At 63.6% G+C, this 16,185-nt stretch carries 12 protein-coding genes; 2 read left to right on the top strand and 10 right to left on the bottom strand.

Annotated elements, in window-relative coordinates; translation table 11 throughout:
- Positions 1 to 3: 3 nt before the first annotated feature.
- Positions 4 to 987 (top strand): type II secretion system F family protein, encoded by a 984-nt coding sequence (locus QQL76_RS17950; RefSeq protein WP_404863069.1) that lies wholly within the window; start codon positions 4 to 6, stop codon positions 985 to 987.
- Between the two features lie 3 nt (positions 988 to 990).
- On the opposite strand, the gene QQL76_RS17945 is transcribed toward QQL76_RS17950, so the two are convergent.
- The 8 genes from QQL76_RS17945 to QQL76_RS17910 all read right to left on the bottom strand — a co-directional run bounded on the left by QQL76_RS17945 (position 991) and on the right by QQL76_RS17910 (position 8,190).
- Positions 991 to 1,263, bottom strand: a complete 273-nt coding sequence (locus tag QQL76_RS17945) for an Rdx family protein (RefSeq protein ID WP_499208805.1) — start codon at positions 1,261 to 1,263, stop codon at positions 991 to 993.
- A gap of 20 nt (positions 1,264 to 1,283) precedes the next feature.
- Complete coding sequence (locus tag QQL76_RS17940; RefSeq protein WP_499208804.1) at positions 1,284 to 2,468, bottom strand: AGE family epimerase/isomerase; 1,185 nt, start codon at positions 2,466 to 2,468, stop codon at positions 1,284 to 1,286.
- Positions 2,465 to 2,959: a heme-degrading domain-containing protein gene (locus QQL76_RS17935; RefSeq protein WP_499208803.1), complete on the bottom strand. Its 495-nt coding sequence runs from the start codon at positions 2,957 to 2,959 to the stop codon at positions 2,465 to 2,467. The genes QQL76_RS17940 and QQL76_RS17935 overlap by 4 nt, the downstream gene beginning before the upstream one ends.
- A gap of 18 nt (positions 2,960 to 2,977) precedes the next feature.
- Positions 2,978 to 3,889, bottom strand: a complete 912-nt coding sequence (locus tag QQL76_RS17930) for an acetate and sugar kinases/Hsc70/actin family protein (protein WP_499208802.1) — start codon at positions 3,887 to 3,889, stop codon at positions 2,978 to 2,980.
- Between the two features lie 11 nt (positions 3,890 to 3,900).
- Positions 3,901 to 5,019 (bottom strand): ABC transporter ATP-binding protein, encoded by a 1,119-nt coding sequence (locus QQL76_RS17925; protein WP_499208801.1) that lies wholly within the window; start codon positions 5,017 to 5,019, stop codon positions 3,901 to 3,903.
- Between the two features lie 4 nt (positions 5,020 to 5,023).
- Positions 5,024 to 5,905, bottom strand: a complete 882-nt coding sequence (locus QQL76_RS17920; RefSeq protein ID WP_499208800.1) for a carbohydrate ABC transporter permease — start codon at positions 5,903 to 5,905, stop codon at positions 5,024 to 5,026.
- Positions 5,902 to 6,822, bottom strand: a complete 921-nt coding sequence (locus QQL76_RS17915; RefSeq protein WP_499208799.1) for a carbohydrate ABC transporter permease — start codon at positions 6,820 to 6,822, stop codon at positions 5,902 to 5,904. The genes QQL76_RS17920 and QQL76_RS17915 overlap by 4 nt, the downstream gene beginning before the upstream one ends.
- Positions 6,823 to 6,936: 114 nt before the next feature.
- Positions 6,937 to 8,190 (bottom strand): ABC transporter substrate-binding protein, encoded by a 1,254-nt coding sequence (locus tag QQL76_RS17910; protein WP_404864605.1) that lies wholly within the window; start codon positions 8,188 to 8,190, stop codon positions 6,937 to 6,939.
- A gap of 234 nt (positions 8,191 to 8,424) precedes the next feature.
- Here QQL76_RS17910 and QQL76_RS17905 point away from each other — a divergent pair, with 234 nt between their 5' ends.
- Positions 8,425 to 9,477: a LacI family transcriptional regulator gene (locus tag QQL76_RS17905; protein WP_126006648.1), complete on the top strand. Its 1,053-nt coding sequence runs from the start codon at positions 8,425 to 8,427 to the stop codon at positions 9,475 to 9,477.
- A 51-nt stretch (positions 9,478 to 9,528) separates the two neighbouring features.
- Here the strand turns inward: QQL76_RS17905 and QQL76_RS17900 are convergent, their stop codons facing one another.
- Both QQL76_RS17900 and QQL76_RS17895 read right to left on the bottom strand, forming a co-directional pair.
- A complete protein-coding gene (locus QQL76_RS17900; RefSeq protein ID WP_499208798.1) occupies positions 9,529 to 14,163 on the bottom strand; it encodes a translocation/assembly module TamB domain-containing protein in 4,635 nt (1,544 codons plus the stop codon).
- Complete coding sequence (locus QQL76_RS17895; RefSeq protein ID WP_499208797.1) at positions 14,160 to 16,073, bottom strand: autotransporter assembly complex protein TamA; 1,914 nt, start codon at positions 16,071 to 16,073, stop codon at positions 14,160 to 14,162. The genes QQL76_RS17900 and QQL76_RS17895 overlap by 4 nt, the downstream gene beginning before the upstream one ends.
- Between the last annotated feature and the right edge of the window lie 112 nt (positions 16,074 to 16,185).

Raw genomic sequence — 16,185 nt, 5'->3', positions numbered from 1 at the left:
GCGATGTTCACGACCATCATCAACACCGCGACCCAACCGAGCTTCGTTCTGGCTGTGCTCGTCTCGATTTCGGTCTTCGCGACGCTCATCACCTTCGTGATGCCCTATTTCGAGCGCGGCGATCTCAACCAGCGCATGAAGGCGGTCGCCGTCGAGCGTGATGAGATCCGTGCCCGGGAACGCGCGCGTCTCAACGCGGAACAGAACCGCCGCGGTTCGCTGCGCCAGGAAAACAACTCCTCGCTGCGCCAGATCGTCGAGAAGCTGAACCTGCGCAAGGCCCTCGTGGACGACAACACGGTCGCGAAACTCCGCTCGGCCGGCTATCGCAGCCCGAATGCCCTTAACCGGTTCCTTCTGGCGCGCTTTGCCTTGCCGTTCTTCTTTCTGGCCGGTGCGGTCTTCTACGTCATGTTCATGGGCGGGCTCGCCGAGCAGCCCTTCACCATCAAGCTCCTGTTCTGCATGGTCGTCGCCTATGCCGGGTTCTACGCGCCGAACCTCTACGTCTCCAACAATGCCAGCAAGCGGCAGAAATCCATCCGGCAGGCTTGGCCAGACGCGCTGGACCTGACGCTGATCTGCGTCGAGTCGGGCGTCTCGATCGAGGCGGCGCTGCGCCGCGTGGCGGACGAAATCGCTGCGCAGTCGACGGCATTGGCCGAGGAGCTCGTCCTCACGACAGCTGAACTCTCCTACCTGCAGGAGCGCCGGCAAGCTTATGAAAATCTCGGCATCCGCACGGGGCTCGAAAGCGTCAAATCCGTTTGCCAGGCTTTGATCCAGGCGGAGCGGTACGGCACACCGATCGCCCAGGCCCTGCGCGTGCTTGCCCAGGAAAGCCGCGATCAACGCATGACGGAAGCGGAAAAGAAGGCGGCCGCACTGCCGCCGAAGCTTACCGTGCCGATGATCCTGTTTTTCCTGCCGGTCCTCTTCGGGGTCATCCTTGGACCCGCCATCATCGGCGTCATGGACACGTTCTGAGTACTATCCCGGCGTCCGGTCTGAGTGGCCAAGATCGCGGTCCGGAAACGCCGCATCCCGCACGCGCTGCTTCAGCACCTTGGCTTCGGGGAAACCGCCGTCACGCTTTCGCTCCCAGACAAGCACGCCATCGACGCTGATCTCGAAGATGCCACCGGTCCCCGGCTCGAGCGAAACTGATCCCAACTCCTGGCCGAATGTCTGCAGGAGTTCCTGTGCCAGCCAGGCCGAGCGCAGAAGCCAGTTGCACTGGGTGCAATAGCGGATGGAGACCATTGGCTTTCGCCCATCCCCGGTCACATCGACCTCGTACCGGCGATCTCGCCGAGCCTGTCTTCGAACTCATAGATCGCGCAGGCGATGTGATAGAAGCTGCTCGCCGGTGCAGGCTCGTCGACAAATGTGCCATCGGGGCGCATCTTGTCGAACCACAAGCCATTGACCGGCGTTTCCAGGAAACGCCGGAGCGCCGATGCTGCCCGCTCTGCCGAAGTGAGATAGCGGTCACGCTGAGCACCGGTTGACATCGCGGCCAGCAGGCTTGCAGCCTTCAACCACTCCGTCTGCGCCCAGAGCCGTGCGATCGGGTCCAAGACACCAAACGCAGCGTCGAGCGCCATGAAAGCGACGCCGCGCTTGTCCACGCCATGCGTCTCTCCGATATCGAAGAGCCGGGCGGCATGGGTAACGTGACGGTCCTCGTCGAGGCTGCCGCGGGCGTGCCGGGCGAGGAGCCAGGCCCACTCGAACTGATGGCCCGGTTCTACGATGCAGCCCGTCTCGTCCGGCATCGGCAACCAGTCGCGGCCGAAGTATTCTCGAAGCGCACCTGTCTCGGCATCAATGAAGCTGCGCGTGGCGAGCGCTGCGATCTCGTCTGCGAGCGCGGCAAATGCACCCGTGTCCACATCCGGCACCGCCGTCCAGGCCTGTGCGGCTTCGAAGAGATGCATGTGCGGATTGGATTTCAGCGGTGCCGTCGGCGGCTCGCTTTCCTCGAAACCGGCGACCGGATGGGCAAACCGCGCCTTCAAGAGCGACAGGAGGGCCGTGGCCTCTTCATGCAGCGCGTCACGCTTGTCCGGGTAAACCTTCGCTGCCGAAGCGAGCGCCAGAAGAACGAAGGCGTGGTTGTAGAGATCGAACCGATCGTCGATCAGACCGTCGGGTCCGGCGACATTTCCGTAAAGACCGTCGCTGCGGCGGTAAATCGTCGTCAGCCGCTCGAGCGCCTGTTCTACCGGTCGCTGCCAATCGCCGCCCCAGTGATGCAGCCCCGCTTCGGCATAGACATAGATCTGACGCGGCACCACGCGTGCGCGCACCGGTTCCTTCACCGCCTCACCAGAATGGTCGATCCGCTCGACGAAACCCCAATCGGGATCTACGCCGCGATCCGTCCAAAGCGGCAAAGCGTCTTCGTCCAGCCAGCGCCGCAATTCCTGCGCGTGTGCTCGAACACGGTCCAATGCGCCACTCATGCGAAGGCAAGCTCCTCGGCGCTTCGGCCGAGAAGAGCCGCGAGCGCGGCCACCACCATGGCGTGGTCGTCACGCTGCGGCAGGCCCGAAACGGTGACTGTCCCGATCATGCCAGCACCTTGAACGCGGATCGGGAAGCTGCCGCCATGGGCCGCGTAATCGGCATCGGCTAATGCGTATTTTCCGTCGAGCGTCGCCTCCGCCCGCTTCAGCCCGAGACCGACGGCATAGCTCGCCCGCTGGAAATGAAGAGCGACGTTGCGCTTGCGCCGGATCCAGTTGCTGTTGTCGAGCGTCGCGCCGCCAACGACGGTATGAAACAGGCATTGCCCGGCGATGGTGATATCGATCGCAACCGATACCTGCGCCGCTTTTGCGGCATCGCGCAGAAGCGTGCCCAGTTGCCAGGCCTGATCCGCATCGAAAGTCGGAAATACGAGCGCGTCTTCCTGCTCGGCGATCCGTCTCAGATCGGCTTCGATATCCTGCATGTGTCGGTCCTTCGCGGTTCAGGCGCTTGTCGCGCTATCCTTCCACAGCCAGGCAGCGCCGCGAACCCCCGAACTGTCGCCATGCACCGCCTTGCGGATCGGCGTTTCGAAACCATCGCCGAAAATGTAGGTCTCGATCAGCGGCGGGAGGTCGCTGTAGAGCTCGTCGACATTGGACATGCCGCCGCCCAGCACGAAGACATCGGGATCGACGACGTTGACCAGAAGCGCGAGACTGCGGGCGAGGCGATCGGCGAAGCGTCGGTAGACACCATCGGCCACAGCATCGCCGTCGCGCTTGTCCGTCAGAATATCGCGGCCACGCCGTTCCCGGCCGGTCGTCAGGCGGTAATCGAGCTCGAGCCCCGTGCCCGACGCATACATTTCCTGGCAGCCGGTCTTGCCGCACCAGCAGGCATGGCCGGGATATTCGTCCGCCCGCATCCAGGGCAGCGGGTAGTGGCCGATCTCGCCGGCAAAGCCCTGAAATCCGGCATGCACGCGGCCGTCGATCACCAGCCCTCCGCCATGGCCGGTGCCGATGATGATGCCGAAGACCACATGGGCGCCCTGTCCCGCCCCATCCACCGCTTCCGAAACGGCAAAGCAGTTGCCGTCATTGGTGATGCGCACCGGGCGACCCAGCGCATCCTGAAGATCGGCGCCGAGCGGCTTGCCGTTGAGAAAGGTCGTATTGGCGTTGCGAATGAGGCCGGTGCGCGGCGACGGGCTACCCGGAATGCCGAGGCCCACCGTGCCACGGTCGCCCGTTTCACCTTCCACGCGCGCGACGAGATCGCGCACCGCCGTCACGCAAGCGTCATAGCCGGTCCGTGGCGTGTCGATGCGATGGCGTGCGCGCGTCTCGCCATGGGGCGAGAGCGCGATCACTTCCATCTTGGTGCCGCCCCAATCGATACCGATCAGCATTGCTTCAGCGATCAGGCGAGGCGCTTCGTCGTCTTGGGATCGAAAACGACGGCCTTGTCGAGATTGAAGGCGAACTGGAAGGTCTCGCCGGCGCGCGCATCGACGTCCGAGCGCACACGGGCGGTGATCTCCTTGCCGGCGATCTTGGTCACGACGAATGTGTCGGAACCCGTCGGCTCGACCAGATCGACCAGCGCATCGACGATGCTGACGGTGGTCGCCTCAGGGTCGGTCAGGCCGCGATCGGTGATCGCTTCGGGTCGGATTCCCAGGATGACGCTCTGCCCATCGACGAACGTGGTTTCACGAACGGAACTCGGCATAGCGAGACGGATCGGCCCATCGCTGCCGCTTCCAGCAAATTCGATCGCACGTTCCGCACCGTTGGTGACCACCTTGCCTTCCAGCAGGTTCATCGCGGGAGAGCCCATGAAATCGGCGACGAACAGATTGGCGGGGCGACGGTAGATTTCCTCCGGCGAGCCCACCTGCTGGACGATGCCTTCCTTGAGCACGGCGATCTTGGTCGCCATGGTCATCGCCTCGATCTGGTCGTGCGTGACGTAGACGATCGTTGCGCCGGTATCGCGGTGAAGGCGCTTGATCTCGGCCCGCATCTCGACGCGCAGCTTAGCGTCGAGGTTCGACAGTGGCTCGTCGAAGAGGAAGACGCGCGGCTTGCGCACCAGCGCGCGGCCCATGGCGACACGCTGGCGCTGGCCACCGGACAGCTGGCTCGGACGCCGCTTCAAAAGATGCTCGATCTGCAGCGTCTTTGCCGCCGCCCGCACCGCTTCGTCGCGTTCGGACTTTGGCACGCCGCGCATCTCGAGCGCGAAGGCGATGTTCCCCTCCACCGTCATGTTCGGGTAGAGCGCGTAGGACTGGAACACCATCGCGATATCGCGCTTGGACGGATGCAGGTCGTTGACGATCTCGCCATCGATGACGATGTCGCCCTTGGTCACGTCCGTCAGGCCGGCCACCGTGTTCAGCAGCGTGGACTTGCCACAGCCAGATGGGCCGACGAGGACGAGGAACCCGCCCTTGTCGAGCGTGATGTCGATGCCCTTGAGGATGTCGGCACCGGCGATCGTCTTGTAGAGATCGCGAATTTCAAGAAACGCCATGGGCTTATCCCTTCACCGCGCCGGCCATCAGACCGCGCACGAAATAGCGCCCCGCGACGACATAGACGATCAGCGTCGGCAGAGCGGCGAACATGGCGGCTGCCATGTCCACATTGTATTCCTTCACGCCCGTCGACGACGAGACGAGGTTGTTCAAGGCGACCGTCATCGGCGCTCCACCGCCCGAGGCGAAAGAGACCCCGAACAGGAAGTCGTTCCAGATATTGGTGAACTGGTAGATGACCGTGACGACGATGATCGGCCCCGAGCTTGGCAGCAGGATGCGCCAGAAGATCTTGAAGAAGCCGGCACCGTCCATCTGGGCGGCCTTGATCAGTTCATCCGGGAACGCTTCGTAATAGTTGCGGAAGAACAGCGTCGTGAAGCCGAGACCGTAGACGACGTGGACCAGCACGAGCCCGGCCGTCGTGTTCGACAGACCGATTTCCCCAAGCACGCGCGCCATCGGAATGAGAACCGCCTGGAACGGGATGAAGCATGCAAAAAGCATCATGCCGAAGACGAGCTTGTGGCCGGGAAAGCGCCACTTGGTCAGCACATAGCCATTGAGCGCGCCGAGGATCGTCGAGATGGCCACGGCCGGAATGACCATCTTGATGGAATTCCAGAAATAGCCGCTGATGCCGGTACAGTTCACACCGACGCAGGCCGTGCCCCAGGCCTTGAACCAGGCGTCGAGCGATGGCGCCTGGGGCAATGCCAGCATGTTGCCCGAGCGGATTTCGTCCAGCGGCTTCAGCGACGTGATGATCATCACGAAGAGCGGCAAGAGGTAGATCAGCGCAAAGATAACCAGCGTTGCGTAGATAAAATACCGGGCAAAGCGCGCCGAACCCGGCGAGACGGATGTGGCAGCCGCGCTCATCGCTCACGCTCCCTCAGTTCCGAATAGAGATAGGGGATGATGATGGCGGAGATGCCCATCAGCATCATGACCGCGCTCGCCGAACCCACGGCCATCTGGCTGCGCGTGAAGGTATAGGAATACATGAAGGTCGACGGCAATTCCGTCGCGTTGCCCGGTCCGCCACCCGTCAGTGCGATGACGAGGTCGTAGGACTTAATCGCCATGTGGGCGAGCACGATGACGGCCGAAAGGAAGGCGGGCCGAAGCAGCGGAATGATGATCCGGCGATAGATCGAGAAGGTCGATGCGCCGTCGATCTCGGCAGCCTTGATGATCTCGCTGTCGATGCCGCGCAGGCCGGCGAGGAACATGGCCATGACGAAGCCGGAGGCCTGCCAGACGCCGGCGATCACGACCGTATAGATCGCCATGTCGGTGCTCGTCAGCCAGTCGAAGCGGAAACTTTCCCAGCCCCATTGCTGCATGGTGCGCTGCAGGCCAAGCCCGGGGTTCAGGAACCACTTCCATGCCGTGCCCGTGACGACGAACGAAAGCGCCATGGGATAAAGGAAGATCGGCCTCAGCACGCCTTCTCCGCGAATGCGCTGATCGAGAAGGATCGCGAGCGTCAAACCGATGGCGATGCAGAAGAAGATGTAGAGCGAGCCGAAGATCGCGAGATTCTGCAGCGCCACATACCAATTGGGCTGCGACCACAAATTCACATAGGCGCCGAAGCCGACCAGTTCATAGACCGGCAGGATGCGCGAATTGGTGAAGGAGAGATAGAGCGTCCACAGGATGAACCCGTAGACGAAGAACAGGATCAGCGCGAAGGAGGGTGCGAGCACCACTTTCGGCAGGATGTCGCGGGCCTTGTCGAGGACCCCGGCCCTGTGGCGCACCGGCTCGACCGCGTCCACTGTGACGGTCATGTCCGCCCTCTCCCCATGTGTGTCGGATTGTTCGGACGCATGGCCGGCAGCATCTGCCGGCCATGCGCGCCTTGGGTCGTCGGCGCCGAAGCGCCGATGTTCAAGCCTTAGGGCTTACTGAGCCGAAGCGACGGCCTGCGGCAGGCGCTCGAGCGCTTCGTCGGTGGTGATCTGACCGTTGAGGTGCTGGGTGATCACGTCGTACATGGCTTCCTTGACGGCAGCCGGCTGAGCATGGCCATGGGCCATCGAACCTGCAAGATTGCCGCTTTCGGCAGCTTCGGCGAGATCGGCCATGCCCTTCTTGCCGCAGTCGTCGAACTCGGTGTCTTCAACGTCGGTACGGGCAGGAACGGAGCCCTTGACGGTGTTGAAGGCAACCTGGAAAGCCGGATCCATGACGGCCGACGCCATCAGGTTCTGGGCTTCGCGCTGGTCGTCACCGACTTCGAACATGACGAACTGGTCGGAGTTGAACAGAACGCTGCCCTGGGTGCCCGGGAAGCGCATGCAGACGAAGTCTTCGCCCGGCGTCAGGTCTGCGCGCAGGAACTCGCCCTTTGCCCAGTCGCCCATCTGCTGAGCGCCAGCTTCGCCTTCGATGACCATGGCCGATGCCAGGTTCCAGTCGCGGCCCGAGAAGTTCTCGTCGAAATAGGTTGCGAGCTGGGTCATGTTATCGAAGACTTCGCGCATCGTGTCGCCGGTCAGCGCTTCTTCGTTCAGTTCGATGACGGCGTCACGGTAGAAGTCCATGCCACCGACGGAAAGAACGACGTTTTCCCAAAGCGTCGCATCCTGCCAGGGCTGGCCACCATGGGCGAGCGGGGTGATGCCCTGCTCCTTGAAGGAGTCGAGCATGGCAATCAGGCCAGCGAAATCGGTCGGCTCTTCGCCGCCTGCCGCATCGAAGGCTTCCTTGTTCACCCAGAGCCAGTTGGTCGAGTGCACGTTGACGGGAGCAGCGATCCAGTTGCCGTCGTACTTGGAGAACTCCTGAAGAGCAGCCGGCACGACATCGTCCCAGCCTTCTTCGGCCGCGAGATCGTTCAGGTTGGCGACGACGCCGAGTTCAGCCCAGTCCTTGATGTCGAAACCGAGCATCTGAACGGCCGTCGGCGCATCGCCGGACGTGACGCGGGCGCGCAGAGCGGTCATGGCCTGGGTACCGCCACCGCCGGCGACCGGCATGTCGGTCCAGCTGACGCCTTCACCTTCCAGGTTTTCTTTCAGAACGTTGACAGCTGCAGCCTCGCCACCGGCAGTCCACCAGTGCAGAACTTCAACGCTCTTGTCCTGGGCGCTGGCACTGCCGGCGGAAAGCGCCAGAAGTGCGGTACCAGCGGCCAGTTTTGCAATCGTGCGAATAGTCATGGAAACCTCCCATCGTGTCCGGTTCCTTCCGGACGTGAGGATTTATAACGATACAAGCTTGGAGATTGTCAAGCCGGGAAGATCAAACCGATTTAAAATTGTGCAACAGGCGCGATATGATCGTTTTCTCGCCGTTTCACCTATGCGAATTGTGCTTCCGATCGCCCCTCATTCATGTTTATAACGTTGCAAATGCGTGGGGAGACGCAAAAATCGGGAGGCTGCAGCATGAGTGGACGGGATGACCTCCCGCGCCGGGACGTGGACGATGCCGGCGGCAAGCCGACATTGCGGACGATCGCCGAGATCACCGGTCTTGCGGTCACGACCGTGTCCCGAGCGCTGAGCGGCGCACCGCAGATCGCGCTCGAGACGCGCCAGCGCGTGCGCCAGGTGGCCGATCATATTGGCTACATGCCCGATCGGGCTGCGCAGCGGCTGCGCACAGGGCGCACCAATGTCATCAGCCTCATTCTCGATCCCCACGAGGAAATCATCAATTTCGGCACGTCGCTGATCCGCGGCATCAGCACGGCGCTTAGGCAAACGCCTTACCATCTGGTCATCACCCCCTCTTTCGAAGATGCGCCGAACCTCGATCCCGTGCGCTACATCATGCGTAACCGGATGGCGGACGGCATCATCTTTTCGCGCACGCAGCCTTTCGACGAACGGGTGCGGCTGCTGCTCGAGAACGACTTCCCCTTCGTCTCGCACGGGCGCACGGAACTGTCCGTGCCGCACCCCTACGTCGATTACGACAATGAGGAGTTCGCCTTCCAGGCAACGATGAAGCTGATCGCGGCCGGGCGAACTAAGCCGGCGATCATCCTGCCACCGGAGCGCTTCACCTTTCATCATCATCTGCGCTACGGCTTCATGAAGGCGGTGCGCATGCAGGGCGTCGACTACGAAGTCCTGTCCGGCGTCAGCCTCGACAGCTCGGCGGAGACGATCCATGCGCGCATTCTGGCCCGGCTCGACGAAGCGTCGCCGCCCGACGGCTATGTCTGCGGCGGGGAAGTCTCGGCGCTGGCCGTGATGGCCGCTTACACGGATCGCGCGATGGTGCCTGGCCGGGACGTGGGCATCGTGGCGAAGAAGACCTCGACGCTCTTCACACCTGTCAGGCCGCGGATCGATACGATCGAAGAGGATTTGGCCGCTGCCGGCGAGGCCATGGGGCGGCTGCTTTTGAAGCGCATCGGTGGTGCAGCCGCGGAGGACCTCCAGGAATTGCATCGCCCTCAGATGGAGACCGCCGACGCAACGGCTGCCTGATCCAATCCCGAACGATCGCCGCCCGACGGGGCGGCAAATCCGAGTTTCCCGTCAATAATCGCGCTCGAAGAAGATGCCGAGGCTCGTGTCGCCGTCGGCACCTGCGGCACCGCGTGCTTTCAGGCTGTCGGTGATGTCGAGATCGATCGTGACCTCGCTGGAATCTCCCGAACCGGCCTGGATGCCGAGATAGACGTTCTCGCGCAGATACCGGCCGGCCCTGAGCGCGGCGTTGCCTTGGTCGTCGGTGACGACATCGAGATCATCCAGCCCGGTCGACTGGCGCAATTGACCCAAGAGCGACGTGTTCTGCCCGCCCGAGAGCTCGGCGACCGCAGCGGCAAGCTGTGCGATCTGAAATGCCGACAGGTCGGCGATGCCACGATCGAAGATCAGGCGGGAGATCACCTCATCTTCCGGCAGCTCCGGCTGCGAGGAGAAGTCGATCTGGATGTCGGACGCCCTTCCCGACACGGTGATGATGACCGTCGTATCGCCGGATTGGGACGAGGCGGTCAGGTTCACGAACGGGTCGAGATCGCCGATGAGCGTGACGTTGCCCTCATCGAACACGATGCGCCGTCCGAGGATGGCGAGGCGACCGCGGATCAGGTCGAACGCGCCAACGGGCTGGACGTTGGTGGCCGGGCCGGTGATGCGAAGGCTGCCGCCGAGTTCCGCATCGAGGCCACGGCCGCGTACGAATATCTGGTTGTTGGCGTTCACCTGGATGTCGAACTGAACCACGCTCGGCCGCGCCGTCGGCACGGGCATTTCGCCGTCCTGGCGCAGACGGGCGCGGTTGAGCGTTGCGGCAACGGCCGGCGGCGGGTCGATGTGCCGAACATCCGTCAAGCCATTGGCACCGCCGCCACCTTCCGGGATGCCGATCTCGGCATTGTCGATGTTGACGGTGCCGGACACCAACGGATCGCGGGTGAGACCGCCGGTGACAGCGAGATTGCCCGAGGCCGTCACGATCAGGAAATCGCCGTCGGCATAGCGCGTCTGGTTGAGTGCGATGTTGATATTGGCCGGAAAGCCAGCGGCGGCATCGAGCGAGATGGTCCCGCCGACAGTGATGGTGCCGCCGGTCGAGAGGCTCGCTTGGAAGGTGTTGATCGTGACCTGCTGGCCCTGGATCGACGCCATAACGTTGATGCCGCGCAACTGCACATTCGTATCGGGATCGAGCACAGCGGCGTTGGAGGTGGACACCATGCCGTCGAAGCGGGGATCGGCAATGGAGCCCGATGCCCGCACGGACAATTCCACAGTGCCATCGACACGCGTGCCGCGCTCGGCCAGCGCCACATTGGCGATGGAGAGCGGAGCGCTGCCCTGCACGTTGATATTGAGCCCGCTGCCGGTGAGCGGAACCGTGCCCGACGCGGAGATGTCGATGCCCTGTCCGTTGGTGACCGTGGCCGACGAGAGTGCAACGGACTGGTCGGCGAAGCGGCCGCTGGCAGCGACGCCGAGCGGCGTGATCCCGTTGCTGGCCAGCACGCTTGCCGAGACGCCCGAGCCGGTGACATCGAAAGCAACCACCGGGGCCGCGATCGTTCCCGTCACCCGCGCATCGGCGGAAACGCGGCCCTGAAGCCCCTGATTGCCGGCCAGTGCGTCGATCGTCGCCAGCGGCAATTCGTTGACCGTGACATCAAGCGCGAGCTGACCGTCGCCGATGGGCGCGGAGCCGGATATGTTGACGTTGATGCCACCAGCCGCCGCAAGCTGCGCATTGAGGTTGACCCGATTGCCCGACGAGCGACCCGAGGCATCGACCGAAATCGCGCCGAGACCGAGTTCGCGCACCGGTGCGGCCGTGATGCCGCGGCCTTGGACGTCGAAGGTAATGTCCGGCGCATCCCGCGCGCCGCGGATCTGCGCCGTGCCGTTCACCATGCCGGCCGCCTGGAGATCGGGCATAACGGTGTTGGCGATCGCGAGCGGAAGGGCCCGGATTGCGACATCGAGGTTGATCTCTTCTGCGACCGTGCCGCTCGCCCGGATCTCGCCTCCGGCGACGTCGAGCACGATGTCGCTCAGCGTGTAGCGCTCGCCTTCGACCAGAATTTGCGCCGGTTGCAGAAGCCGTGCCGCCGTCTGGCCTTGCCTCAGAGCGAGTTCGGCCAAGGCCACGCGGAAACCCGTTTCGATGTCTTCAAGCGCACCGGATAGCGCGATCGTCGTGCCGCCTGCCAGGTTGGCATTGGCCGTGAAGTCCGTCAGGGCGCCCTGCCGGTTGGCCGTCGCGTTGAGCCGCTCGACGACCGTGCCGCCCGCTTCCAGCCCGGCTGCTTCTACCGTGCCGTCGATCTTCGGAACTTCGAACAGGTCTTCGATGGTCGCATCGATCTGCGCGGAGGACAGCGTGACGGCCTCGGCAGCAATGTTGGAAAGATTGGCGGAAACGACTGCGTTTTGACGCCCTTCGACGATGATGAACTCGATGTCGGCATTGGCCGCGCCGGTGGCATCCTGAAGTGCAAGCGCAGCCAGCGTCTCGATTTCAGGCGCATCCAGCGTGATCGCGCCGCTCAGCAGACCATCGGCATTCTGTTCGACCGAGCCGGCGATCGTCGCGCCGCCTGCCCGGAAATCGAGATTGCCGAGGGCGCGGCGTTCCGGCGAGGCGAACAGATCGGCGCTGAGGCCGATGCGCTGACCGTCGAGGAAGGCATCGACCAGCAACTCGCCTTCGACGCCGTTGCCATAGGGCGAGCCCGTCGTCGCATCGACGCCGATCACGTTGCCCTGGAAACCGAAGGTTGCCTCGCGCAGCGGACGGTCGACGAGTGTGCCGCTCGGGATGCTGCCCTGAAGATCGAGCGCAACGGGACCACCGTCTCCGGTCGCAGTTCCCGTCAGGGTCAGCCGGCCGGATGCGTCCTCACTGACCAGCGCGAGATCGGCGAGCATGATGTCGAGCGCGATATCGGCGCGTTCGGTCGAATAAACGCCGTCGGCCACAAGGCTGAACTGCTCGTTCTCGATGCGGAAATCACCGGCCTGGAAACCAGCCTCGCCACGGGCAAGCCTGCCGGACAATTGCACGGTGCTCTCGATCAGCGCATCGAGCGCGGGTGTACCCACCTGCAGCCCAGTGCCGCTGCCGTCCAGCGTCAGGTCGAATGCGCCCGAGATCGGCGCCAGCGTGCCATCGGCCGTCAGATCGATGCTGCCTTCGAGCGGGCGTCCTGCAAGATCGGCGAAAGGCGCGATGCTTTCGGCGACGATGCCGATCGTGCCGGTATAGGCGAACTCCTCGATTGCGCCTGCAAGCTGAAGCGCCAGCGCCTCGCCGCGAAGTTCGGCGCGCGACAGTTCCACCGCGCTGCCCGAGGACCATGCGCCATCGATCGCTAGATCGAGCCTCTGCCCGAGCGCACTCGCCACAGCCTCGTCCTCGGCTGCGATGCCCGTCATCGCGCCTTCGACGGTGAAGGTCACGCGCCGGTTTGCCGGATCGTCCAGAGCAGCGGCGATCCCGCCGAAGGTCAGCTCCAGATCGTCTGCAGCAAGAGTGGCCGTTTCCAGCCCGCCGACAGTCAAGGCGCCCGACCAGTTCTCCGAAGCGTCGGCGCCATAATCGACCGTCAGTCGCGCCTGCCGCACACTGGTGTCGCCGCCGGCAACCGGGAGTATCACGGCGTCGCCGGACGGATCGGCAAGGGTGGCTTCAAGACGAAGGCGCCTGAGGAAATTGTCCGCGCTGGTCTCAGCAGTCGCATTCACGGAGAGGGAGGCCGTGTCGATGGTCAGCGCCTCGACCGCGAGACCACCTTCGTCTCGCACCAGAGCGTCGACGCTCAGGCTGGCGTTATCGCCAAAGAAATCGCGGAAGGCCGGGGCAACGAGGCGGGCAATTGCGCCTTCGACATCGGCATCGACCGCCAGGCCTGCTGCGGTTCGCTCCAGGCGCGAAGTGCCAGACACGACCCGTGTTCCGTCGGCATCGAGTGTCAGCGCAACCGTCAGATCGGCGAGCGGTCCGGAGCCGGCGAGGCTGAGATCGACCGCAGGCCGGCCGTCGATCGAAAGCAGGTTTGCCAAAATCCCGTCTTGTGGCTCCGAGACGGCAAGATCGAGGTTGAGCTGCTCGGTGGCATTGGAATAGGCGAGCGCCAGCGTGAGCGATCCGCCCGGGCCATCGAGCCGCTCGATCGCAAGGTTCGTTTCCAGCGCACCATCAGTCAGACTGATGCCGCCATTGATCGACAGGATCGATTCAAGACCGAACACCGTCGGGCCAAAAAACACTTCCGGCACGGTCAATTGCTGCAGGCGGATCGCCACAGGCAGTTCGGGAAGCGCAAATCCGCCGGCTTCCGGCGGGGGCGCGCCCTCTGCCGGAACCGGCTGGCGGCTGACCTCGATGCGATCGGCCGTCAGGCTTTCGATATCAAGCCGGCCGCGCAACAGGGCCGAACGCGTCCAGTCGATGCGCGCATTGACGATTCGCAGCCACACGCCCTCGCGGTCGGCGACGGTGATTTCGCCGATCACCGCCTCGGACGACAGTGCGCCCTGGATGCCGCGCAGACGGATCTGCCGGTTTTCCGCCGACAGCTGGTTCTCGACGAAGCGCGTGAAGGCCGAACGGGTTTCCGCTTCCTCGCCCTGCGCAAAGGCCGGACCAGCGAAGAGAATCGCAAGGATGATGAGGAGAAAACGGGTCAAAACGCCTGTCCTATCCCGACATAGAGGGCAAAGTCCGGATCATCCGGTCCCGGATCGAGCGGCATGGCGGCATCAAGGCGGATCGGCCCAAGGCCGGTCTGGTAACGCAGGCCGATACCGACGCCGACTTTCAGGTCTTCGGAAAAGTCCGGGAAGGATTCCGCGCCGACATAGCCAACGTCGGCAAACCCGACGAGGCCGATCGAGTCCGTCACCTTGGTGCGAATTTCGCCGGATGCCTCGATCAGAGAACGGCCGCCGGTGACTTCGCCGCTCGGGTTGACCACCCCGATCCCGCGATAGGCATAGCCGCGCGTCGAGCCGCCGCCACCCGAAAGAAACAGCTTGTCCGGCGGGAGCTCGAAAAGATCGGCGCCCACGATGGAGCCGATCTTGAGCTTGCCGGCCAGCACGAAACGATCGTCCGCATCGATGCCGTAATAGGCCCGCGCCTCGGCTGTTGCCCGACCCGCTATGTTGCCGAACTCAAACTCGTAGAACGGCTCGGCGGTCACTTCGAGGAAGTAGCCCTCCGTCGCATCGGCGGCGTTGTCACGCGTGTCGTGGGTAAGCTTGGCCGGCAAACCAAAGGTGGTGAAGCTGCGCTCGCCGAGATCGTCTTCGAAGTCGGCATATTTCGCCTCGGCGAAAATCTCGCCGCTCAGATAATCGGAGAAGATGTGCGTGAAGCCCATCCGTGCCGCAACGGACGTCTCGGTATAGACATCGAGCACCTCACGCTTGCCGAGCAGGCTCGCGACGAAGTTCGTGTCCGGCGTAAAGACGCCCGGCCGCGTGAAGGTGGCGCCGATCGAATAGTCGAATTCCTGAACATCGAGCGTGTCGCCGATGCCGCCGACCCGCGCGTCGAGCCTGAGCCGCTCAGCCTTGCCGAACAGGTTGCGGTGCAACCAGAATGTCTCGACGCCCAGCCCATCGACGGTCGAATAGGTGCCGCCAACGCCCAGGCGGCGGAGCGGGCGTTCCTGGACATTCACCGTCATCGGCAGAAGGCCGTTGCGGGCAATCTCATCGGCCTCGCGCACGGTGAGTGCTTGGAAGACATCGAGGCGCGCGAGGCGCTGGCGGGCCCGTTCGATATCGTCGGGATCATATTCCTGCCCCTCCGGCAGGTCGGTCATGTAGCGGATATAGCCCGCATCCATGCGCTGTGCGCCTTCGACCCGCGTCTGGCCGTAGGCGGCGCGCTGGCCAGGATCGACGATGATCGAGACATCCACAGTCTGGGAATTATGATTGGCGGTCACCGTCCGGTCGGCAATCTCCGCCTTGGCAAAGCCCTGCTGCCGCCAGGCTTCGGTCGCCAGTCGCTCGCCGCGAATGACCACGCCAGAGCGAGCGATCTCTCCCGGTGCCAGCCCCTCTTCGGATGGCAACGCGACTTCGTCGCCACGCTCAGTCGCAGGCGGTGCCTGATTGCCGATTGTTGCCTGGCCAAATGAAAACTGCGGGCCGACATCGACGGTGATCGTCACCACAGCAGGATCAGGCAGGGTTGTGTCGACCGGCAGATCGGCAGCTTCTCGGCCATCAACGAGGATGCTGACGGAACCGCCATAATGTCCTTCGGTGTAAAGGGCTGCGACCATGCGGGCGTAATCGGACTTGGCCCGGCCGATCAATCCTGCAGATCCGGAGGCTGGTTCGTCGCGATCGCCCCAGAGCCGGGATGCGCCGCGCACGGCATTGAGAACGTCGCCCTCGGCCGGCCCGGCGTCGAACGTGACTTCATAGGATTGCGGATCGCCGATTACATCGGCTTCAGTTGGCTCGCTGCTCCCGAAAATGCGGATGCCGAACAACTCGAAGGCAGCCGCCTGCCCACTCGTCCCGGCAATCAGCACCGCCAAGGCGATGGCTGATGCGCTCTCTCCCAGTCTTCGACGCAACGCGAACCCACTTCCTCGACAGCCGTTCGTCTTGACGCACTGCTGCGCCTTCGGAGCGGCGACCTTACGTAAACGCGGCGGCAATCGGCAAGGCGAGCAGCCCTGATTTCAC

The organism is Rhizobium albus (assembly GCA_030160035.1).
Taxonomy (GTDB): Bacteria; Pseudomonadota; Alphaproteobacteria; order Rhizobiales; family Rhizobiaceae; genus Georhizobium; species Georhizobium albus.
This window is presented reverse-complemented; position numbering and strand designations above follow the sequence as displayed.